2 protein-coding genes (1 of these 2 only partly in view) are annotated in these 25,412 nt (G+C 63.7%); both read right to left on the bottom strand.

Annotation, left to right across the window (positions count from 1 at the left end; translation table 11 throughout):
- Nucleotides 1-8,448 carry the 5' portion of a non-ribosomal peptide synthase/polyketide synthase gene (locus IF199_RS09580; RefSeq protein WP_192560201.1) on the bottom strand. The gene continues 5,058 nt to the left of window position 1, outside the view, so only the first 8,448 of its 13,506 coding nucleotides appear in the window; its start codon is at nt 8,446-8,448; its stop codon lies beyond the left edge, outside the window.
- Nucleotides 8,448-25,412 (bottom strand): non-ribosomal peptide synthase/polyketide synthase, encoded by a 16,965-nt coding sequence (locus IF199_RS09575; protein ID WP_192560200.1) that lies wholly within the window; start codon nt 25,410-25,412, stop codon nt 8,448-8,450. The genes IF199_RS09580 and IF199_RS09575 overlap by 1 nt, the downstream gene beginning before the upstream one ends.

Raw genomic sequence — 25,412 nt, 5'->3', positions numbered from 1 at the left:
CGCTTCGCTGACGTGCGCGTCCTGTCGCGACAGCCACTGAATGTAATCGCGATAACGACCCGCGCCGCCTGCCGGTGGCTGACCGCTGTAGCGTTGCAGCACTTCGCCGAGCAACTGCGAATTGCTCCAGCCATCCATCAGGATGTGATGGCTGGTGTAGATCAGGCGGCAGGCATCGGCAGCGGTACGCACCACCACCAGACGCAACAATGGCGCGGCGCCCAGCTCGAAACCTTGCTGCTGTTCGGCCAGCGCCAGGGCGTCGATGGCTTGCGGCAGGTCCGCGTGGTCACGCCAGTCGAGCACGCTGAACGGCACGGTCAGGTGCTTGTGGATGACTTGCACCGGACGCTGGAATTCACCGTCCCAGACAAAGCTGCTGCGCAGCACATCGTGGGCATCCAGCGCGTCTTGCCACGCCGCACGGAAGCGTTCGATGTCCAGGCCTTGAACGTCGACGCACATCTGATTGATGTAATCGCCGGCCTGTTGCTCGTACAGGGTGTGGAACAACATGCCCTGCTGCATCGGCGACAGTGGATAGATGTCTTCGATCTGTTGCGGTGCCAGTGCCAGCGAATCGAGCTGCACCTGAGTCAGGTGCGCCAGCGGGAAGTCCGATGGCGTCACGCCGTGGCTGTCGGTCTGGCAGCAATGCTCCAGCAACGCCTTCAGTTCCTGCGCATAGGCATCGGCCAGCGCCTGAATGGTCGCGGTGTCGAACATCTGCGAACTGAACGTCCAGCCGACACTCAACTCACCGCCATACACCTGACCGTTGAGCGTCAGCCAGTTACCCAGCGCCGCCAACGGGCTCTGTTCGGCGCCGGCCGGTTCCTTGGCCGGGCTGAACAGCGCGCCGCCATCGTCAGTGAAACCGGCATCGAACTGACCCAGGTAGTTGAAGGTGATGCGCGGCATCGGCAACGCTTGCAGGGTCTGACGCGCCGCGTCGTCGCCCAGATAACGCAGCGCACCGAAACCGATGCCTTTGGCCGGAATCGCGCGCAGTTGCTCCTTGACTGCCTTGATCGACCCGGCAAGGTCGGCAGTCGGGGTCAACCGGACCGGGAACAGGCTGGTGAACCAGCCCACGGTGCGGCTCAGATCCAGTTCATCGAACAGGTCTTCACGGCCGTGGCCTTCGAGCTGAATCAGGGTCGATTCGCTGGCGGTCCAGCGGGAAATGACCCGCGCCAGCGCGGTCAGCAACAGGTCGTTGACCTGCGTGCGATACGCCGCCGGTGCCTGTTGCAGCAGTTGGCGGGTCTGCTCTTTGTCGAGGCGGGTTTCGACGCTCGCGGCGTAGCGGTTTTGCAGCGCGCCATCCGCGTGATCCAGCGGCAGTTCAACCTTCGCGCCTTGCAACTGCGCCTGCCAGAAACCCAATTCCGTTTGCAGTGCCGGGCTGGCGGCGTAGGTTTGCAGACGTTGCGCCCAGGTTTTCGCAGCGCTGGTCTTGGCCGGCAGTTTGAGTGTCTGACCGGCCTGCAACTGCTGATACGCCTGTTGCAGGTCTTCCAGCAGAATCCGCCACGACACCCCGTCGACCGCCAGGTGATGGATCACCAACAACAAGCGCTGGCTGCCATCGGCCAGGGTCGCCAACAGTGCCCGCAGCAACGGGCCGTTTGCCAGGTCGAGGCTGCGTTGCGCCTGTTCGCCCAGTTGTTCCAGCGCGGCATCATCCGCCACCGCGTGTTGCCAGAGCAGCGGTTCGACGCCCGGGGCACGGTGAGTTGCAGACCACTGGCCGTCACTCTGGCTGAACGCCAGTCGCAAGGCATCGTGCTGCACCAGCAGCGCCTGCAACGCTTGTTCGACGTGGGCGGCCTCCAGCGTTTCGCGCGGTTTAAGCAACACCGACTGGTTCCAGTGATGTGGCTCGGCCATGGCGCTGTCGAAGAACAATTGCTGGAACGGCAGCAACGGACTGTCGCCCGTCACCGGGCCCTGATCAATGCTCGGGCCGGCCACACCGACCTTGGCCACGGCCGCCAGACTCTGCACGTTCTGGTGCAGAAACAGATCCTTGGGACTGAAATGAATCCCGGCCTGACGCGCGCGGCTGACCACCTGAATCGAGATGATCGAATCCCCGCCCAGCTCGAAGAAGTTGTCGTGAATGCCCACCTGCTCCAGGCCCAGCACATTCTGCCAGATCGCCACCAGCGCTTGCTCGATCTCGCTGGTCGGCGCGCTGTAGGCTTTCTGGCTGACGCTCAGATCGGCCTTCGGCAGGGCTTTGCGTTCGAGTTTGCCGTTGGGGCTGACCGGCATCTTCGCCAGCAACAGCCAGTGTTGCGGGATCATGTACTCCGGCAGGTTCTGGCTCAGGTGCTCCTTGAGACGGCGCTGGAAGGCCTGGCGACGATCATCGTCCGCCTCAAGCAGCGATTCATCGTTCGGCACCACATAACCCACCAGCAACGAACCGTCCTGAGCGATGACCACGGTTTCGCGCACATCTTCGTGCTCGGCCAGACGCGCTTCGATTTCGCCCAGTTCGATGCGTAGGCCACGGATCTTCACCTGATGGTCCATGCGCCCGGCGTACTCGATCACACCGTCGGCGCGATAGCGCGCCAGGTCACCGGTGCGGTACAGGCGCTGGCCGTCACCGAACGGACTGGTGACGAAACGCTCAGCGGTCAACGCCGGACGACGATGGTATCCACGGGCCAGGCCTTCACCGCCCAGGTACAGTTCGCCGATCACACCGACAGGCAACGGTGCCAGGCTGTTGTCGAGGATGTAGGTGCTGAGGTTGGCAATCGGCTGACCGATCGGCACGCTGTCGCGACCTTCGTCGCGGCACGTCCAGTGGGTCACGTCGATGGCCGCTTCGGTCGGGCCGTAGAGGTTGAACAACCCGGCGTTCGGCAGTTTGGCGAACACTTGCTGTTGCGCATCGACCTGCAACGCTTCGCCGCTGCACACGATCCGCGTCAGGCTGGTGCATTCGACCATCGCTGGGTCTTGCAGGAACGCCTGCAACATCGACGGTACGAAGTGCAGCGTGGTGATGCGCTGTTCGGTGATGACCTGAATCAGTTGCGCCGGATCACGGTGCGCGCCCGGAGCCGCCACCACCAAGGAGGAACCGGTCATCAACGGCCAGAAGAACTCCCATACCGACACGTCGAAGCTGAACGGGGTCTTTTGCAGCACGCTGTCGTCAGCGGTCAACTGATAGGCCTGCTGCATCCAGCACAAGCGGTTGACCAGTGCCGAATGGCGGTTGCCCGCGCCTTTCGGTTTGCCGGTCGAGCCGGAGGTGTAGATCACGTAAGCGAGGTTTTCCGGATCGATGTTCAGCTCCGGGTTGGCTTCGCTGCGACCTTCCAGCCAATCACCTTCCTGATCCAGCACCAGACTGCGCAGCCCGGCCGGAACCGGCAGTTGCGCCAGCAGATGGCTTTGGGTCAGCAGCAAGGCAATGCCGCTGTCCTCGAACATGTAGGCCAGACGATCCTGCGGATATTCAGGGTCCAGCGGCAGATACGCACCGCCCGCCTTGAGAATCGCCAACAGGCCGACGATCATTTCCAGCGAACGCTCGACCGAAATCCCAACCAGCACTTCCGGGCCGACACCGTGTTCGATCAACACCGCCGCCAGCTGATTAGCGCGGACGTTGAGTTGGGCATAGCTCAGGCGTTGCTCGCCGAACACCAGCGCCAAAGCGTCTGGCGTGGCGCGCACCTGATCTTCGATCAGCGAATGCACGCTGCGCGACAGCGGGTATTCCGTGGCGGTGGCGTTCCAGCCTTCGACAATCACGTCGCGTTCTGCGCCGTCGAGCAGCACCAGTTCGGCCAGCGGGCGTGCCGGGTCGGCCACGACGGCTTTGAGCAGGTTCAGCCAATGTCCGGCGAGGCGCTGGATGCTGCTCGCTTCGAACAGATCGGTGGCATAGGTAAAGGACGCATCCAGGCCTTCCGGGCTGTCGCCGGTGTCCAGCGCCAGATCGAACTGCGCGGTCCGGTGTTCCCAGCTCAGGCTTTGCAGGTTCAGCCCCGGCAATTGCGCGACGAGATCGGACTCGGCTTCTGTGCGGTGGTTGAACATCGCCTGGAACAACGGGCTGTGGCTCAGATTGCGTTCAGGCTGCAAGGCATCGACCAGTTGCTCGAACGGCAGGTCCTGATGCATTTGCGCGGCAATCGCGGTGTGCTTCACCTGCTGCAGCAACCGGGCAAAATCCAGTGCCGGATCGAACTCGGCCCGCAGCACCTGGGTGTTGACGAAGAAGCCGATCAGTCGCTCGATTTCCAGACGATTGCGGTTGGCAATCGGCACCCCGACGCGGATATCCGACTGACCGCTGTAACGGTGCAACAGGGTCTGGAACGAGGCCAGCAGCAACATGAACACGGTCACGCCTTCACGCCGCGCCAGCGCCTTGAGTGCGTCACCCAGCGCCGGTTCGAGGGTCACGTTCAGGCGTGCACCGCGAAAGCTCTGCACGACAGGACGCGGATGGTCGGCCGGCATTTCCAGCAGCGGTTGTTCGCTGCCCAACTGGGTCTTCCAGTACGTCAGTTGGCGTTCGCGCTCGCCGTTGTCCATCCACTCGCGCTGCCACACCGCGTAATCGGCGTACTGCACCGCCAGCGCCGGCAACTCGGCCGCGCGGCCCTGACTGAACGCCGCGTAGCAGGCGATCAGGTCTTCGATCATCACCTGCATCGACCAGCCATCAGAGACGATGTGGTGCAGGGTCAGGACCAACACATGGTCGGTGTCGCTGATGCGCAGCAAGGCCACCCGCAGCAACTCGCCTGCCAACAGATCGAACGCCTGCTGGGTCTGTTGTTCGACGAAGGTTTTGATCTGCTCTTCCGTGGCGTTGGCCAGCGTCTGCTCGTGCAACGCCACCTGCCCGCTCGGCCGGATCACTTGCTGCACGCGCCCGTCTGTATCGACAAACGCCGTGCGCAGGCTTTCGTGGCGCTGGATCAGCGCCTGGAAACTTTGCTCCAGTGCCGCACGATCGAGTTCACCGCGCAGGCGCAGCGCGGTGGGAATGTTGTAGGCGGCGCTTTGCGGGTCCATCTGCCACAGGAACCATTGACGTTCCTGTGCGTAGGACAGCGCCAGCGGTTGCTCGCGGCCGACCTGTGGAATCGGGGTTTGCGTGGTCTGTTGATCGGCATCAAGGACGCGGACAAACGCTTCCAGGCTGCTGTGTTCGAACAGCGTGCGCAGCGGCACCTGAATATCCAGCGTGCGGCGGATGCGCGACACCACCTGGGTCACCAGCAGCGAATGCCCGCCCAGTTCGAAGAAGTTGTCGGTCAGGCCGACGCGCTCAAGCTTGAGCACGTCCTGCCAGATCGCCGCGACGTGTTTTTGCAGGTCGGTCTGCGGCGCGACAAAGGTGTTTTGCAGGGTGCTGGCATCAAACTTCGGCAACGCCTTGCGTTCGAGTTTGCCGTTGGGGCTGACCGGCATTTTCTCCAGCCAGACCCAGTGCTGCGGCACCATGAACTCCGGCAGACTCTGCCCCAGATGCGCCTTGAGCTCGAGGTTTTTCGCGCTGCGCGTGGCGTCATCCGCATTCAACAGCGTTTCATCGTCGGGCACCACGTAGGCCACCAGCAACGAGCCGTCCTGAGCGATGACCACGGTCTCGCGCACGTCATCGTGTTCGGCCAGGCGCGCTTCGATTTCGCCCAGTTCGATACGCAGACCCCGGATCTTCACCTGATGGTCCATGCGCCCGGCGTACTCGATCACGCCGTCGGCGCGATACCGCGCCAGGTCACCGGTGCGGTACAGACGCTGACCGTCACCGAACGGGCTGGTGACGAAACGCTCGGCGGTCAGTGCTGGGCGACGGTGGTAACCCCGAGCCAGGCCTTCCCCGCCCAGGTACAACTCGCCAATCACACCGACCGGCAACGGCGCCAGGCTGTTGTCGAGGATGTAGGTGCTCAGATTCGCGATGGGCTGACCGATCGGCACGCTGTCGCGGCCTTCGTCGCGACAGGTCCAGTGAGTGACGTCGATGGCCGCCTCGGTCGGGCCGTACAGGTTGAACAACCCGGCGTTCGGCAGTTTGGCGAACACTTGCTGTTGCGCATCGACCTGCAACGCTTCACCGCTGCAAACGATCCGCGTCAGGCTGGTGCACTCGGCCACCGCTGGATCCTGCAGGAACGCCTGCAACATCGACGGCACGAAGTGCAGCGTGGTGATGCGCTGTTCGGTGATCACCTGAATCAGTTGCGCCGGATCACGGTGCGCGCCCGGAGCCGCGACCACCAACGACGAACCGGTCATCAACGGCCAGAAGAACTCCCACACCGACACGTCGAAACTGAACGGGGTCTTTTGCAGCACACTGTCATCGGCTGTCAGCTGATAGGCCTGCTGCATCCAGCACAAGCGGTTGACCAGTGCCGAGTGGCGGTTGCCCGCGCCTTTCGGTTTGCCGGTGGAGCCCGAGGTGTAGATCACATAGGCGAGGTTTTCCGGATCGATATTCAGCTCCGGGTTGGCCTCGCTGCGACCTTCGAGCCAGTCACCTTCCTGATCCAGCACCAGACTGCGCAGCCCGGCCGGGACCGGCAGTTGCGCCAGCAGATGACTTTGCGTCAGCAACAGCGCAATCCCGCTGTCCTCGAACATGTAGGCCAGACGATCCTGCGGGTACTCCGGATCCAGCGGTAGGTATGCACCGCCGGCCTTGAGAATCGCCAGCAGGCCGACGACCATTTCCAGCGAGCGCTCGACCGAGATGCCAACCAATACTTCCGGGCCGACACCGTGTTCGATCAACACCGCTGCCAGCTGATTGGCGCGGGCATTGAGCTGGGCGTAAGTCAGACGCTGTTCACCAAACACCAGCGCCAAGGCGTCCGGGGTGGTGCGTACCTGATCCTCGATCAACGAATGCACGCTGCGTGAAAGCGGGTATTCCGTGGCGGTGGCGTTCCAGCCTTCGACAATCACGTCGCGTTCTGCGGCGTCGAGCAACACCAGTTCGGCCAGCGAGCAACTCGCGTCGGCCACGACCGCCGCCAGCAGGTTCTGCCAATGCGCGGCCATCCGTTCGATGGTCGCGGCGCTGAACAGGTCGGTGGCGAAAGTCAGCTGTGCGCCGAGACCTTGCGGGGTCTCGAAGGTGTCCAGGCTCAGGTCGAACTGAGCGGTCTGGCTGGCCATGCTCAGCGGATCGATTTGCAGACCCGGCAGACGCGCGCCTTGCTGGGACTCGCCGGTCGCGAGGTTCTGGTGGTTGAACATCACCTGGAACAGCGGGCTGTGGCTCAGGCTGCGTTCCGGTTGCAGGGCCTCCACCAACTGTTCGAACGGCAGTTCCTGATGCGCCTGGGCGCCCATCGCCGATTGCTTGACCTGTTGCAACAGGCTGCGAAAACTCGCCTGCGGGTCAATGCGTGCCTTGAGCACCTGGGTGTTGACGAAGAAGCCGATCAGGCGCTCGGTCTCGACCCGGTTGCGGTTGGCATTGGGCACGCCGACGCTGATTTCGTTCTGGCCGCTGTAGCGGTGCAACAAGGCCTGGAACGAGGCCAGCAAGACCATGAACACAGTCATGCCTTCGCGCTGGGCGAGGGTTTTCAGACCGGCAGCCAATTGATTGTCGAGGGTTACGTCGAGCCGCTGGCCACGGAAACTCTGCACCGACGGCCGAGGAAAATCGGTCGCCAGTTGCAGCACTGAATGGTCGGTGCCCAGTTGTTCCTGCCAGTAAGCCAGTTGCCGCGCGCGCTCGCCCGCCTCCATCCAGTGCCGCTGCCAGATGGCGTAGTCGGCGTACTGGATCGGCAATTCGGCGAGGCTGACGTCACGCCCCTGAGCATAACCGGAATACAACTGCACCAGCTCTTCGACCATGACCCGCATCGACCAGCCATCGGCCGCAATGTGGTGCACGGTGACGGCCAGCACATGCTCGTCATCCGCCAGGCGCAGCAGGCTGGCGCGCATCAGCGGGCCGGTCTGCAGATCGAACGGAAGGTGTAACTGTTCGTTGATGTAGGCCTGAATCTGCTGCTCGCGTTGCGCCGGGTCCGCCGCGCTATCCAGCGCATCCACCGCGATGGTCAGCGGCAGCTGCGCGTGAATCACCTGCACAGCGCCCTCGTCGTCCTGACCGAAGGTCGTGCGCAGGCTGTCGTGACGGGCGATCACGGCGTTGAACGCACGCTCCAGCGCCGGCACGTCGAGGGCGCCGCGCAACTGCAGCGCCGTCGGGATGTTGTAGGCCGCACTGTGCGGGTCCATCTGCCAGACAAACCATTGCCGGTCCTGAGCGAACGACAACGGGATCGCGGTGAACTCCTCGCGGGTCTGCGGGATCGGCAGGTTCGCGGGAGAAACCCCTTCCTGGAGCATCTTTTCAAGATAGAGCGTGCGCTTTTCCAGGGGCAGACAAATAAACCGCCTGGCAATCTTCAGTGCGACATTCCTATCCATCAAGCCTCCTCCATTTCATCAAGCAGGGATTCCAGCTTGCTCAGTTTCAACATATCGACTTGCTCATCGGCGGCGTCCAGCTGGCTGACGAAATCGCCAAGCGCGGGGTGCTGGAAAATCAATTGCGGTGTCAGCTTCAGGCCCAGTTCCAGTTGCAGGCGCGAAACCACGGTGACGGCCAGCAAGGAGTGGCCGCCCAGTTCGAAGAAGTTGTCGTTGAGGCCGATGCGCTCCAGTTGCAGCACGTCCTGCCAGATGGCCGCCACTTGTTGTTGCAGTTCAGTGGACGGCGCGACAAAGGCCTGCTGCGCCTGGCTGGCATCGAACTTGGGCAGTGCCTTGCGTTCGAGTTTGCCGTTCGGGCTGACCGGCATTTTCGCCAGCAGCACCCAACGCAGCGGAACCATATAGTCAGGAACGTTCCGGGCGAGGTGTTCTTTAAGGCGCTGGAACAGTTCGCTGCGGCTGGCCTCGTCGGCTTCCACCAGACGGGCGTCGTTTGGCACCACATAACCCACCAGCAACGAGCCGTCCTGAGCGATGACCACGGTCTCGCGCACGTCATCGTGTTCGGCCAGACGCGCTTCGATTTCGCCCAGTTCGATGCGCAGGCCACGGATCTTCACCTGATGGTCCATACGCCCGGCGTACTCGATCACGCCGTCGGCGCGATAGCGTGCCAGGTCGCCGGTGCGGTACAGGCGCTGGCCGTCACCGAACGGGCTGGTGACAAAACGCTCGGCGGTCAGCGCCGGACGGCGGTGGTAACCCCGGGCCAGGCCTTCGCCGCCCAGGTACAACTCGCCGATCACACCGACTGGCAACGGGGCGAGGCTGTTGTCGAGGATGTAAGTGCTGAGGTTGGCAATCGGCTGACCGATCGGCACGCTGTCGCGCCCTTCGTCGCGGCAAGTCCAGTGGGTGACGTCGATCGCTGCTTCGGTCGGGCCGTAGAGGTTGAACAACCCGGCGTTCGGCAACTTGGCGAACACTTGCTGCTGCGCGTCAACCTGCAGGGCTTCGCCGCTGCACACGATCCGCGTCAGGCTGGTGCACTCGGCCACTGCCGGATCCTGCAGGAACGCCTGCAACATCGACGGCACGAAGTGCAGCGTGGTGATGCGCTGTTCGGTGATGACCTGAATCAGTTGCGCCGGATCACGGTGCACGCCCGGAGCCGCCACCACCAAGGAGGAGCCGGTCATCAACGGCCAGAAGAATTCCCACACCGACACGTCGAAGCTGAACGGCGTCTTTTGCAGCACGCTGTCTTCAGCGGTCAGCTGATACGCCTGCTGCATCCAGCACAAGCGGTTGACCAGCGCCGAGTGGCGGTTGCCCGCACCTTTCGGTTTGCCGGTCGAGCCGGAGGTGTAGATCACGTAAGCGAGGTTTTCCGGATCGATGTTCAGCTCCGGGTTGGCCTCGCTGCGACCTTCCAGCCAGTCACCTTCCTGATCCAGCACCAGACTGCGCAGCCCCGCCGGAACCGGCAGTTGCGCCAGCAGATGACTTTGCGTCAGCAGCAAGGCAATGCCGCTGTCCTCGAACATGTAGGCCAGACGATCCTGCGGGTACTCAGGATCCAGCGGCAGATACGCACCGCCGGCCTTGAGAATCGCCAGCAGCCCGACAACCATTTCCAGAGAACGCTCAACCGAAATACCGACCAGCACTTCCGGGCCGACACCGTGTTCGATCAACACCGCTGCCAGCTGATTGGCGCGAGCGTTGAGCTGGGCGTAAGTCAGACGTTGTTCACCAAACACCAGCGCCAAGGCGTCCGGGGTGGCGCGCACCTGTTCCTCAATCAGCGAATGCACACTGCGCGACAGCGGGTACTCGGTGGCCGTCGCGTTCCATTGTTCGACCTGCTGCTGTTGCTCCTCGCTGGAGAGCAATTCCAGTTGGCCCAACGCCAGAGCGCCGCCCTGCATCATCTGCGTCAGCAGGTTGTGCAAGTGTTCGCCCAGTCGCGCAATGTCGACTTCGGCAAAATGCGCACGGCCGTAGCTGAAGTGCAGCGACAGGGTGTCGCCCATGCTCACGGCGAGGGTCAACGGGTAGTTGGTCTGCTCGTGGTTGGTGACGTCGGTGAAGCGCAATCCGGCCGGCGCACCTTGTTGCATGGCCTCGGACACCGGGTAGTTCTCGAACACCAAAATGCTGTCGAACAGGGCATCGCCGCCCTTGCCGGCCCAGCGCTGGATCTCGAACAGCGGCGTGTGTTCGTGCTCGCGCAGGCTCAGGTTTTGCGTCTGCACGGTGTGCAGCCACTGGCCGACACTCTGCTCGGCGCGCGGGGTGCCGATCACCGGCAGGGTGTTGATGAACAGCCCGATCTGCTGCTCGATGCCTTTGAGATCCGCCGGACGCCCGGCCACCGTCGCACCGAACGCGACCGTGTCCTGACCGCTGTAGCGTTGCAGCAACAGCAGCCACGCCGCTTGCACCAGGGTGTTGAGGGTGACTTTCTGCTCGCGGGCGAACTCGGCCAGTTGCCGGGTCGCAGCGGCATTCATGACGCGCTGATGATCGGCATACCCCACGACGGCCATCAGGTCATCACGACGGGCGATGGCCTGGGTCAGGCGGGTCGGCTCTTGCAGGTCGGCCAACTGGGTTTTCCAGAAGGACTCGCTGACGCCGCCGTCCTGACGTTGCAGCCAGGCGATGTAGTCGCGATAACGCCCCACCGATTGCGCCAGCGGCTGACCGCTGTAGCGGTGCAGCACTTCGCCCATCAACTGCGAGTTGCCCCAGCCATCCATCAGAATGTGATGGTTGGTGTAGATCAGGTGATAGGTGTCATCGTCGATGCGCACCAGACACAGGCGCAGCAACGGCGCGGCGGTCAGCTCGAAGCCCTGTTTGCGCTCCTGCGCAGCCAGTGCGTCGAGGTCGGCCTGATAGTCACGGCGACCACGCCAGTCCTGCACGCTGAACGGCAGTTCGACCTGTTTGTGCACCACCTGCACCGGGCGTTCGCCCTGCCACAGGAAACCGCTGCGCAGCACGTCATGCGCCTGCAACGCTGCCTGCCAGGCGGCACGGAAGCGCTCGACATCCAGGCCCTGCACATCGGCGCGGGTCTGATTGATGTAATCGCCCGCCTCTTCCTCGTACAGCGTGTGGAACAGCATGCCTTGCTGCATCGGCGACAGCGGGTAGATGTCTTCGATCAACGACGCCGGCAGCGGCAACCCATCGAGTTGTGTCTGGCTCAGCGGTGCCAGCGGGAAGTCCGACGGTGTCACACCGTGCACGCCGTCGCGGCAGCAATGTTCGATCAGTGCCGCCAGTTCCTGCGCGTAATCGTCGGCCAGGGCTTGAACGGTACCGCGCTCGAACATGCGCTCACTGAAGGTCCAGCCGAGGCTGAATTCGCCACCGTAAATGCCGCCGTTGAGGGTCAACGGGCTGCTGAGCAAGGCGTCCAGGCTCTGCTCCGCACCGCGTGCTTCACTGGACGGCGTAAACAGGGCTGCCTGCCCAGCATCGAAGCTGCTGTCGAACTGCCCGAGGTAGTTGAAGGTGATCGCCGGTTGCGGCAAGGCACGCAGGGTTTCACGGACCGCGTCGCTGCCCAGATAACGCAACACACCGAAGCCGATGCCTTTGTTCGGGATGGCGCGCAGTTGTTCCTTGACCGCTTTGAGCGAAGCGCCGAGCTCGGCGCTGGCAGTCAGCTTGACCGGGAACAGGCTGGTGAACCAGCCGACACTGCGGCTCAGGTCGATGTCGGCGAACAGGTCTTCGCGGCCATGGCCTTCGAGCTGAATCAGCGTCGAATCCTCACCGGTCCAACGGCTGATCACCCGTGCCAGTGCAGTCAGCAACAGGTCGTTGACCTGGGTGCGATAGGCCGCTGGCGCGTCTTGCAGCAGTTTCCGGGTCAGGTCCGCACCGAGTCGGGTCTGCACTGTGTGTTCATGACGGCTCTGCAAGCTGCCGTCGGCGTGATCCACCGGCAACTGGCTGGATACGTTTTGCAGCTGTTCGAGCCAGTAAGGTTGCTCGGCCAGCAGCGTTTCGCTGCTCGCATAAGCGTGCAGGCGCTCGGCCCAGGTTTTGAACGCGCTGGTCCGGGCCGGCAGTTTCACTGGCTGAGCGCTGCTGATTTGCTGGTAAAGCCCTTGCAGGTCTTCCAGCAGAACACGCCACGAAACGCCGTCGACCACCAGGTGATGAATCACCAGCAACAGCCGCTGAGTGCCGTCCGCCAGCGTCGCCAGTACGGCGCGCAACAACGGCCCGCCGAGGGCGAGACTGCGTTGCGCTTCAAGGCCCAGCGCTTCGAGTTCTGCGGCGTCTGCGACCTGGGTTTGCCACAGCAGATCCTCCGGCTGCTCGCCGACCGCCCGGTGTTGCGCGGTCCATTGGCCATCGACAGACGCAAACGACAAGCGCAGTGCATCGTGGTGTTCGATCAACGCGTCGAGGGCGGCCTTCAGATGCCCGGCGTCCAGGGTCTGCGAGGTGTTGAGCAGCACCGACTGGTTCCAGTGATGCGGCTCGGCCACGCCTTCTTCGAAGAACTGCAATTGCGCCGGCAGCAACAGCGACGCACCGGTGACCGGCGACTGGTCGATGACAAAACCGCCCTCGCCAACCCGCGCGACACTGGCCAGACCTTGAATGGTCTGGTGCTGGAACAGGTCTTTCGGACTGAAATGAATACCCGCCTGACGGGCGCGGCTGACCACTTGAATCGAGACGATCGAGTCACCGCCCAGTTCGAAGAAGTTGTCGGTCACACCGATTTGCGCCAGGCCCAGCACCGCTTGCCAGATGTCCACCAGCGTTTGCTCGGCGGTATTGGTTGCGGCCAGGTAATCCTGCTGCGCCTGCGCCGCATCGGGTTTCGGCAACGCATGACGATCGAGTTTGCCGTTGGGCGACAGCGGCATTTTCGCCAGGAACAACAGGTGCGTCGGCACCATGTAGTCCGGCAAGGTTTGCTGAAGCTGCTCGCGCAATGCTCGGCGCAGTTCGCTTTGCAGATCGTTGTCGGCCATGACCGGTTCGGCGTCGGTCGGCACCACGTAGGCCACCAGTTGCTGACCGCTTGGCCCGGCCACTGCCATCACCAGTGTTTCGCGGACGGTCTGGGCATCCAGCAGACGCGCTTCGATTTCACCCAGTTCGATACGAAAACCACGAATCTTCACCTGGTGGTCGACACGCCCGATGTACTCGATCACCCCGTCGGCACGGAACCGCGCCAGGTCACCGGTGCGATACAGACGTGCCCCCGGCTGCACCGAGAACGGATCCGGCATGAAGCGCTCGGCGCTCAGGTCCGGACGGTTGAAATAACCGCGAGCGAGCAATTCGCCGCCGATCATCAGCTCGCCCACCGCGCCCACCGGCACCGGTTGGCCGGCGATGTCCAGCAGGTAGATGGAACGGCCCGGCAACGCCGAACCGATCGGCAAGGTCGATGGCGTCGGCTCGGCACCGGTCACATAGTCGCCGCAATCCAGCGATGTGGCGGTCACGGTGGCTTCGGTCGGGCCGTAGGTGTTGAGCAAACGAACGTGGGCCAGACCGGCCTTGTTCCAGGCCGCCATGCCTTCGGGCGGCATCGCTTCACCGCCAGCATGCACCTGACGCAACACGCCGTAGTCACGCGGGCCGACTTCGGCGAAGTCCTTGGCCAGCATGCCCCAGTAGGCGGTGGTCAGGTCGATCACGCTGATGCGCTTGTCGAGCATCTCGGTGTAAAGGGTTTCGCTGTCCCAGATCTCGGTGCCGCGCAGCACGACCGAAGCACCGGTGATCAGCGCCGGGTACAGCTGCTCGACGAAACCGTCGAAGTTGAACGTCGAGAATTGCAGCACGCAGTCCTGCGCGGTCAACGCCATCAGGTCCACGGTCACGTAGGCGTGCTTGGTCAGCGACGCCTGATTGATCCCCACGCCTTTCGGACGTCCGGTCGAGCCCGAGGTGAACATCACGTACGCGAGGTTATCGGCCAGGGTCAGGTTCGGCAGATCAGCGCTTTCGAGCTGCTCTGGTTGACGATCAACACACAGCACCTCGACGCCTGCGACCTGCGGCAGACGCTCCAGCAAATGGCTCTGGCTCAGCAACAGCAGCAGGCCACTGTCTTCGATCATGCAGGTCAGGCGATCACTCGGGTATTGCGGGTCCAGCGGCACGTACGCGCCGCCGGCCTTGAGCACCGCCAGCAGGCTGATGATCATCTCCAGCGAACGCTCGACGGCGATCCCCACCAGCACGTCAGGACCGACGCCGCGTTGACGCAAGGTATGCGCCAGACGATTGGCCTGCTGGTTGAGTTCGGCGTACGTCAGACGCTGATCGGCAAAGTACAGCGCAACCTGATCCGGCGCGCGTTGTACTTGCTGTTCGAACAATTGATGCACGTGCAGCGCAGTTGGGTAGTGCCCGGCGCAATAACCCCAATCGTTGAGCGCCAGCTCCCGTGAAGCCGCGTCGAGCAGTTGCAGGTCGCCCAGGCAACGTTGATCGGAACCGCCGGCCATCTGCATCAGCACGTGGTTCAACTGAGCGCCCAGTTGCTCGACGGTGGCATCGGCAAAGTGTTCGCGGTCAAAGCTGTAATGCACTTCCAGCGTGCCTTCCAGGCTTACGCCCAGGGTCAGCGGGTAGTTGGTCTGTTCGTGGTTGGCCACCGGGCCGAAGCGCAGACCTTGCGGTGCGCCCTGCTCCAGCGCCTGGGCAATCGGGTAGTTTTCGAACACCAGAATGTTGTCGAACAGCGCTTCACCGCCCTGCCCGGCCCAACGCTGGATATCGAACAGCGCGGTGTGTTCGAACTCGCGCAACGCGAGGTTTTGCGCCTGCACCGCTTGCAGCCAGCTGCCGAGCGATTGCTCGGGACGTGGACTGGCGATCACCGGCAAGGTGTTGATGAACAGACCAATCTGTTGCTCGATCCCCGGCAAGTCTGCCGGACGCCCCGCCACGGTGGCGCCGAACGCGATGCTGGCCTTGCCGGTGTAGCGTTGCAGCACCAGCAGCCATGCAGCCTGGACGAAGGTGTTGACGGTGACTTTGGAAGCACGGGCGAACTCACCCAGACGCGCGGTCTGCTCGCTGTCCAGCACGCGATAATGGTCGCCGTAGCCTTGCACCGCCGGTGCATCTTTCGGCCGGGCGATGGCATGAGCCAGGCGCGTCGGCTCGTCCAGCGTACGCAACGCCGGCAGCCAGAACGCCTCGCTCGCCGCCGCGTCCTGACGCTGCAGCCAGCCGATGTAATCGCCGTAGCGACCTGCGTGCGCGGCACTGAACTTGCCGCTGTAGCGTTGCAGCACTTCGCCGAGCAACTGCGAGTTGCTCCAGCCATCCATCAGGATGTGGTGGTTGGTGTAGATCAAGTGATGACGCTGATCATCAATACGTACGATCACCAGACGCAGCAGGGTCGACGCATTCAGGTCCAGGCTTTGACGCTCGGCGTCGGCCAGGGTCTGCAACGCGTCTTCCCGATGCGGCTGCGCGCGCCAGTCGTGCAGGCTGTAAGGCATTTGCGCGTGCTTGCTGACCACTTGCACCGGCGCATCCAGCTCGCCCTGCCAGACGAACCGCGTACGCAGAATGTCGTGCGCATCGACGGCGGCCTGCCAGGCCTGATGGAAACGCTCGGGGTCGAGGCCTTCGACGTCCAGGCGCATCTGGTTGATGTAGTTGCCGGTGGATTCTTCATACACCGCGTGGAACAGCATGCCCTGCTGCATCGGCGACAGCGGATAAACGTCTTCGATCAGCTGTGGCACCAGCGGCAAGCCGTCCAGTTGAGCCTGGCTCAAACGTGCCAGCGGGAAGTCCGACGGCGTGACACCGTGATGATCGGCCTGGCAGCAATGCGCGATCAGCGCTTGCAGCTCCTGGGCGTAATCATCGGCCAGACGCTGAATCGTTGCCTCATCGAACATCTCATGGCTGAACGTCCAGCCCAGGTTCAGTTCGCCGCCATACACCTGGCCGTTGAGCGCCAACTGGTTGGCCAGCGGCGCATTGGCATTCAGTTCATCGCCCGCCGCTTCGCTGGACGGCACGAACAGCGCGCCATCGGCGGCGTCGAAGCTGCCATCGAACTGGCCCAGGTAGTTGAAGGTCAGGCGCGGAACCGGCAGTTGCGCGAGGGAGGCGCGATCGGCCTGCTCGCCCAGATACGCCAGCGCTCCAAAACCGATGCCCTTGTTGGGGATCGCGCGCAGTTGTTCCTTGATCTGTTTCAGCGACGCGCCCAGCTCTGCAACCGGCGTCAGCTTGGCCGGGTACACGGTGGTGAACCAGCCCACGGTTCGGGTCAGGTCGATGCTGTCGAACAGCTCTTCACGGCCATGGCCTTCGAGTTGAATCAACGCACTGTCGGCGCCGGTCCAGCGCACCATCACGCGGGCCAGTGCGGTCAACAGCAAGTCATTGACCTGGGTGCGATAGGCCGCCGGAGCGTCCTGCAGCAACTGACGGGTCAGGGCCTTGTCCAGACGGGTGCGCACGGTCAGCGCGTGACGGTTTTGCAGGCCACCGTCGGCGTTGTCCAGCGGCAGCGCGACATCGACACCTTGAAGCTGCTCCTGCCAGTACGCCAGTTCGGAGCGCAGCTCGCTGCTGCGGGCGTAGGTTTGCAGGTGCTCGGCCCAGGCCTTGGCGGCGCTGGTTTTCGCCGGCAATTGCAGGGGCTCGCCCGCTGCGATCTGCCGGTAAGCGCTTTGCAGATCATCGAACAGAATCCGCCACGACACGCCGTCCACCACCAGGTGATGGATCGCCAGCAGCAACCGCTGGCTGCCGTCGTCGAGGTTTGCCAGCACTGCACGCAGCAACGGCCCGGCTTGCAGATCGAGGCTGCGTTGCGCCTCGTTGGCCACCGCTTCCAGCGCAGCGGCATCGGCTACATCAACACTCCACAACAGAGCGTCGTTGCGGCTGTCGAGACTGCGGTACTCGGCGTGCCAGCCATCGGCCTGCTCGACGAAACTCAGGCGCAGGCCATCGTGGTGCGCGACCAGCGCGCCCAGTGCCTGCTCCAGTGCCGCCGCCTGCAACGGCTGAGTCGGCTTGAGCATCACCGCCTGGTTCCAGTGCTGACGCTCAGGGATGTCCTGTTCGAAGAAGGCCTGTTGCACCGCCAGCAACGGCAGCGCGCCGGTCACCGGGCCCTGATCGATGGCTTGCGCCTGCTCGCCCACCTTGGCCACCGCCGCCAGTGCAGCGATGGTCTGGTGCTGGAACAGGTCTTTCGGAGTGAAGCGGATCCCGGCCTGCCGCGCACGGCTGACCACCTGGATCGAGATGATCGAATCGCCACCCAGTTCGAAGAAGTTGTCGCTGACACCCACCTGCTGAAGTTTCAGCACGTCCTGCCAGATCGTCGCCAGTTGCTGCTCCAGCACGGTTTGCGGCGCAACGTAGGCTTGTTGCAATTGGCTGACGTCCGGTTTCGGCAGGTTCTTGCGATCAAGTTTGCCGTTCGGTGTCAGCGGCATGCGCTCCAGACGCAGCACATAGGCCGGCACCATGTGCGCCGGCAGTGTGGCTTTGAGTTGCTCGCGCAGGTCTTCAGCGAAATCTTCGCGCGCCGAATCACCGACCACGTAGGCCACCAGACGCTTGCCGCTGCCGGCGCTGCCTTCCTGCGCCACGACCACCGCTTCGCGCACGCCGTCGAGGGCTTGCAGGCAGGCTTCGATTTCCCCCAGTTCGATCCGGAATCCACGGATCTTCACCTGATTGTCGATGCGATCCAGGTAGTCGAAAGTGCCGTCGGCACGCTGGCGCACCAGGTCGCCGGTGCGGTACAGCAAACCGCCGGTGTGGCTGAACGGATCCGCGACGAAACGCTCGGCCGTCAGCCCCGGACGGTTGAGGTAACCACGCGCCAGGCCCGTGCCGCCGAGGTACAACTCGCCAGCCATGCCTTGCGGCAACAGGTTCAGATCGGCGTCGAGCACATAGGCGCTGCGGTCGCCGATACGGCTGCCGATCGGCGCGTAGGCCGCACCGCACGGCACTTCGCGACCGGCCTTCCAGATCAGCGGCGTGACCACGGTTTCGGTCGGCCCGTAACCGTTGATGATGTAGTCCGGATCGAGGGCGCGTTTGACCCGTTCGAAACTGGCGCTCGGCACCGCGTCACCACCGAAGCAGTAGATGCGCACCTTGGGTGGATTGCCCTCGCGCTCGGCGTGTTCGGCCAGTTGTTGCAAGTACACCGGCGGGAACGCGACCACGGTCACACCGTGTTCGCGCATTGCGTTGTACGTCTGCTCCGGCGTCCACAATGTATCGTCGCGGATCAGCAGCGAGGCGCCGTGGGTCAGGCTGGTCAGCCAGCGCTCGTGAGCACCGTCGAAGGCGAACGACATGAAGTGGAATTCGCAGTCGCTGTCACGCATTTCATAACGCTGACCGATGGCCTGGCAGTGCATCGCCAACGGGCCATGGGCAACGCTGACGCCCTTCGGATTACCGGTGGAACCGGAGGTGTAGATCACGTAGGCGAGGTTGTCCGGATCGAGCTGCACCTGCGGTGCCTTGATCGGCCACTCGCGCAAGTCGAGGCGATCCAGTTCCAGCACCGGCACCGATTCGGCGACCGGCAATTGCGCCGACACCGACGAATCGCTGATCAGCAACGCCAGCCCCGAATCCTCGATCAGGTACGCCAGACGCTCGCGCGGATAACTGGTGTCCAGCGGCACATAGGCACCGCCCGCCTTGAGCACGGCCAGCAAGGCAACAATCACCGATTCGCTGCGCGGCAAGGCCACGCCGACCCGGGTTTCGGCACCGACACCGCGTGCCATCAGCGCGTGGGCCAGTTGATTGGCGCGCTGATCGATCTCGCCATAGCTGAAGTGCTGACCGTTGAAAATCACCGCAGTGCGCTGCGGACGCTCGGCGGCCAAGGCGCTGATCCGCTGATGTACAGCGACGTCCACCGGGTACGGCTGCGGGTGGTTATCGGCTTGTTGGCGGGCGTGTTCCCCGGCATCGGCCAGGGCGATTTCACCGAGGCTGCGCTCGGCGGACACGGCAAACTGCTCAAGCAATTGCAGCAGGTGCGCGCTGATGCCTTCGATGGCGGCGTGGGCGAAATGGCCACGGTCGAAGCTGTAGTGCAGCGCCAGTTGCTCACCGAGGGTGACGGCGACGCTCAACGCATAGTGGGTCTGTTCCAGGTTGGCGACTTCGCCGAACACCACGCCCTGGTCGGCGCCTTGCTTCAGGGCCTGGGCAATCGGGTAGTTTTCGAACACCAGGATGTTGTCGAACAGCACTTCACCGCCCTGCCCGGCCCAACGCTGAATGTCCGCCAGCGGCGTGTGCTCGAAATCGCGCAGGCCGAGGTTTTGCCCCTGCACGGCTTGCAGCCAGTGGCCCACGCGTTGATCGGGACGCGGCGCACCAATCACCGGCAAGGTATTGATGAACAGTCCAACTTGCTGCTCGATGCCCGGCAGATCCGCCGGACGCCCGGCAACCGTGGCCCCGAACGCCACGGCTTCGTGACCGGTGTAGCGTTGCAGCAACAGCAGCCACGCGGCCTGGATCAAGGTGTTGACGGTGACTTTCTGCTGGCGGGCGAAGGTTTCCAGCACACGGGTTTGCGCCACGTCGAGAGTCTGGAAGTGATCGCCGTGACCGCTCTGGCTGTCGCTGGTCGAGGCCACGCGGGCCAGACGGGTCGGCTCTTGCAGGGCGGCCAGTTGCTCGCCCCAGAAGTTTTCGCTGAGTCGAGCGTCCTGACGTTGCAGCCAGGCGATGTAGTCGCGATAGCGTCCGCCGGCATTCGCCGGAATCTGCCCGCTGTAGCGCTGCAACACTTCGCCGAGCAACTGCGAGTTGCTCCAGCCATCCATCAGGATGTGGTGATGGGTGTAGATCAGGTGCCACTGCTCGGCGTCGGTCTGCACCAGCACCAGACGCAGCAGCGGCGCGCAGGTCAGGTCGAAGCCTTGTTGGCGCTCGGCATCGGCCAGCGCCGCGAGGGCTTGTGGCTGATCGTCACGGGAGCGCCAGTCCAGCGCGGTGAACGGCAATTGCACCTGCTTGTGGACGATTTGCACCGGCTCGGCCAGCTCGCCCTGCCAGACAAACCCGCTGCGCAGGATGTCCTGGGCATCGACGGTGGCTTGCCACGCATCGCGGAAACGCTGTGGATCGATGCCTTGAACGTCGACGCGCATCTGGTTGATGTATTCGCCCGCCGCTTGCTCGTACAGGGTATGGAACAGCAGACCCTGCTGCATCGGCGACAGCGGATAGAGATCGTCCAGCTCACCGGCCGGCACCGGCAGCGCATCGAGTTGCGCCTGCGTCACGCGCGCCAGCGGGAAGTCCGACGGTGTCGCTTGCGGCGCTTCGAGCGCACAGCAATGGTCGATCAAAGCGTTGAGTTCAAGGGCGTATTGATCCGCCAGTTGCTGCACGGTCGCCGCGTCGAACATCTCACGGCTGAAGCCCCAGTTCAGCGCCAGCTCGCCGCCGTACACCTGGCCTTCGACCGTCAGCCAGTTGGCCAGCGGCGCCGAAGGATCCTGCGCCGCACCGCCACCCTCACCGGACGGCACAAACAGTGCCGCCTCATCGAACTGACGGTCGAACTGGCCGAGGTAGTTGAAGGTGATACGCGGTTTGACGTCGCTGTTCAGTGACGCCGCCGTTTGCGCGTCCGCCAGATAACGCAGTGCGCCGTAGCTCAGGCCTTTGTCCGGCACGGCACGCAGTTGTTCCTTGATGGCTTTGATCGAAGCGCCCAGGTTGTCCGCCGGGCGCAGATTGACCGGGAACAGGCTGGTGAACCAGCCAAGGGTGCGGGTCAGGTCGACGTCATCGAACAGGTCTTCGCGACCGTGACCTTCCAGTTGAATCAGGGTGCTGGCCTGGCCGCTCCAGCGGCAGACCACGCGGGCCAGCGCGGTCAGCAGCAGGTCGTTGACCTGGGTGCGATAGGCCGCCGGGGCCTGTTGCAGCAACTTGCGGGTCTGTTCGGCGCTGAGCTTGAGCTCGACCTTGTCTTCGAAACGGTTTTCCAGTGCGCCGTCAGGACGCTCGCAAGGCAGTTCGGCATGCGGTGCATCACGCAGTTGCGCCTGCCAGTAATCGAGGCTTTCGGCGAAAGTCGGCAGGTGCCCTTGCAAGCGTGCGACCCACTGCTGATACGAACTGGTCTTGCCTGGCAAGGCGCCAACCGCGCCGCGCAAGGCGTGGGTGTAGGCAGCTTGCAGGTCTTCCAGCAAAACGCGCCACGACACGCCGTCGATCACCAGGTGATGCGCGACCAGCAGCAAACGCTGGCTGCCATCCGCCAGATTCACCAGCATCGCGCGCAGCAAAGGACCGTTGCTCAGGTCCAGGCTGCGCTGGGCTTCATCGCACAAGGCCTTGAGGTCTTCCAGCGATTGCGCGTTGCGCTGCCACAACACCGACTCGCCGGTTGGCGCGGCATACGCCTGCTGCCAACCTTCGGCGCTCGACTCGTAGCGCAGACGCAGCGCATCGTGATGGTTGAGCAACTGGCTCAGCGCGCGATCCAGCGCGCCAGCGTCAACAGGCTGCTGCGCCGTCAGCAACAGCGACTGGTTCCAGTGCTGACGCTGAGGAATGTCTTGCTCGAAGAACCACTGCTGCACCGGCGCCAGTGCCACGGCACCCACGGCCGGGCCTTGGTCGATCAAGGTCTGCTGACCCTGACGGGCGACTTGCGCGAGGCTGCGGATGGTCTGGTGCTGGAACAGTTCTTTGGGGCTCAGCACGATCCCGGCCTGACGGGCGCGGCTGACCACTTGCATCGACACGATGGAGTCGCCGCCGAGTTCGAAGAAGTTGTCTTCGAGGCCGACGTTTTCAATCGACAACACGTCCTGCCAGATCGCCGCCAGGGCTTTTTCCAGTGCGCTGCGTGGCGCGACGTGTTCGCGTTGTTGCTGGCTGCCATCGACGGCCGGCAACGCTTTGCGATCGAGTTTGCCGTTGGGCGTCAGCGGCAATTGTTCGAGGAACAGCAGGTACGCCGGCACCATGTAGTCCGGCAAGTGTTGGCGCAGCGCCGCTTTCAGGGTTTCGCGCAGGCTCGCCTGGGCATCGGCATCCGCCGCCAGCACGGCCGCGTCGGTCGGCACGATGTAGGCCACCAATTGTTGGCCGCTGGCGCCTTCCTGAGCCAGCACTGCCAGCTCGCGCACCGCGTCCTGCTGCAACAGCCGCGCTTCGATCTCGCCGAGTTCGATGCGGAAACCGCGGACCTTCACCTGATGGTCGATCCGGCCGACGTATTGCAGCGCGCCATCGGCCTGATAACGGGTCAGGTCGCCGGTGCGGTACAGACGTTCGCCGTTGTTGGCGAATGGATTGGGCACGTACTTCTCGGCGGTCATCGCCGCACGACCCAGATAGCCACGAGTGATGCCGGCGCCCGCCAGATACAGCTCGGCCGCCGCGCCCTGCGGCACCGGTTGCAGATCAGCGTCCAGCAGGTAGCTGGCGGTGCCGGTCAGTGGTCGACCGATGCTCGGCGTACCGCCCGCCGAACGACGGGTCCAGGTCGAATACGTGGTATCTTCCGACGGGCCGTACAGGTCATAGACGTGCTCGACGCTGGCCTGCTGATACAGCGCTTCCACCAGGCTTTGCTTCAGCGGCTCGCCCGCGAGGTTGATGATGCGCACGCTCGACGGGATCGCCCCGTCGCGCTGCAAGGCATTGATCGCCGAAGGCACGGTGTTGATCAACCGCACCTGATCGCGTGCCGGCAGTTGCGGCAACTCCAGGGCATTGCGCGCGATGATCACCGAACCGCCGTTGGCGAGGGTGACAAACAGCTCCCACACCGACAGGTCGAAGCACACCGACGTCGACGCCAGCACACCTTGGATGTCATCACGGCTGTAGACCGTGCGCGACCAGTCGATCAAGGCCTGCACGTTGCGGTGCGCGATGGCCACGCCTTTTGGTTTGCCGGTGGAACCGGAGGTGTAGATCACGTAAGCGAGGTTGTCCGGCGTCACCGCCGTGACGGGCGCACTGGACGGATACGCCGCCAGTTCGGCGGCGATCCGGTCCAGCAACAGGACTTGGGTTTCGGCGCTGACGGAAAGCGTCTCGGCCACGGCCTGCTCGGTCAGCAGCACCAGCGCGCGACTGTCTTCAAGCATGTAGGCGACGCGGTCGGCCGGGTAATCCGGGTCCAGCGGCACGTAGGCGCCGCCGGCCTTGAGCACCGCCAGCAATGCCACCAGCAAGCTGTCGGAACGCTGCATGGCGACGCCGACCCGCACTTCCGGGCCAACGCCGCATTCGATCAGTTTGTGCGCCAGCGCATTGGCCCGCGCATCGACCTCGACGTAGGTGAAGGTTTGCTCGCCAAAGGTCACGGCCAGCGCGTCCGGCTGGGCGGTAACTTGTTGCTCGATCAAGCGATGGATGCTCGACGCCTCGGCAGTGCTGGCCTGCGCGCTGTTCCAGTCGAACACCATGCGTTGGTATTCGGCCGCTTCCAGCAGCGGCAGATCGCTAATGCGCTGATTGCTGTTCTGCACCATGCCGCGCAGCAGATTCAGCCAGTGCTGCGCCATGCGCGTGATGGTCTGCGGGTCGAACAGATCGTTGGCGTAGGTCAGCGCGGCGTGCAGCCTGCCGCCCTTCTCGTAAGTGTCCAGGGTCAGATCGAACTGGGTGGTGCGACCCTGCCATTCGATGACGCCCAGCTCCAGCCCGGACGCGGTGCTCACCGTGCTGATGTCGGCGACTTGCGGCTGATGGTTGTACATCACCTGAAACAGCGGCGTGTGGCTGAGGCTGCGTTCCAGTTTCAGCGCTTCGACCAGCCGCTCGAACGGCAAGTCCTGATGAGCCTGGGCACCGAGTGCGGTCTCTTTGACGACGCGCAACAGATCGCCGACGCGCGTCTGCCCGTCCAGTTCGGTACGCAGAACCTGGGTGTTGACGAAGAAGCCAATCAGGCCTTCGATTTCACCCCGGTTGCGGTTGGCGATCGGCACGCCGACGCGAATGTCCGATTGCCCGGTGTAGCGATGCAGCAACACGTTGAAGGCGCCGAGCAGCAACATGAACAAGGTGATGTTGTGCTGCTGGGCGCTGCTGCGCAGTTGTTCCGCCAGCGCGCCGTCGATGGCGAATTCGTAGCGCGTGCCGCGATAGCTCGGCATTGCCGGGCGCGGGTGATCGGTTGGCAGCTCCAGCACCGGGTGCTCATTGCCCAGTTGCGCCTGCCAGTATTCCAGCTGCCGCGCCTGCTCGCCCGCTTCCAGCCAGCGGCGCTGCCACAGTGCGTAGTCGCTGTACTGGATCGGCAACGGCACCAGTTGCGGCGACTGCCCGGCTTCATGGGCGTCATAGCAACGGATGAACTCGTCGATCAGCACGTTCATCGACCAGCCATCGGAAACGATGTGGTGCAGGGTCAGCAGCAGCACGTGCTCCTGTTCGTCGAGCTTGAGCAACTTGACCCGCAGCAGCGGGCCGACGGCCAGATCGAATGGCTGCAAGGATTGTTGCTGAGCGGCGTCGGCCACTGCGACTTCGCGCTCGGGCGCGGCGAGACCGCTGAAATCCACGTGCTCAATCACCAGCGGCGCTTCGGCCGGCACTTGCAGCAGACTGTCGTCGGCCTGTCGCTGGAACACCGTGCGCAGGGTTTCGTGACGCGCCATCAGGCTGGCAAACGCCGCCTCGAGCGCAGTCAGACTCAGGCGCCCCGTCAGGCGCACCGCACCCGGCAAGTTGTAGGCGCCGCTGTGCGGGTCCAGCTGCCAGAGAAACCACATGCGCTGCTGCGCGTAGGACAGCGCCTGCCGATCATCGGCCTCGACCCCTTGGGGAATCGGAAAACGGGCGAAATCCACGCCCTCCTTGTGCAGGGCCGCGAGGAACATCTGGCGCTTTTCCAGGGGCAACCCGATAAACCGGCGAGCAAGTTTCAAGGAGTCTTCAGCATTCAT

Source organism: Pseudomonas allokribbensis, from assembly GCF_014863605.1.
Lineage (GTDB): Bacteria > Pseudomonadota > Gammaproteobacteria > Pseudomonadales > Pseudomonadaceae > Aquipseudomonas > Aquipseudomonas allokribbensis.
Note: the sequence above shows the minus strand (reverse complement) of the source record. Positions and strands in the feature narration are given on the sequence as shown.

Coding starts and splice junctions, on each gene's coding strand:
- IF199_RS09575 (WP_192560200.1), bottom strand. CDS start 25,412: ATGAATGCTGAAGACTCCTTGAAACTTGCTCGCCGGTTTATCGGGTTG.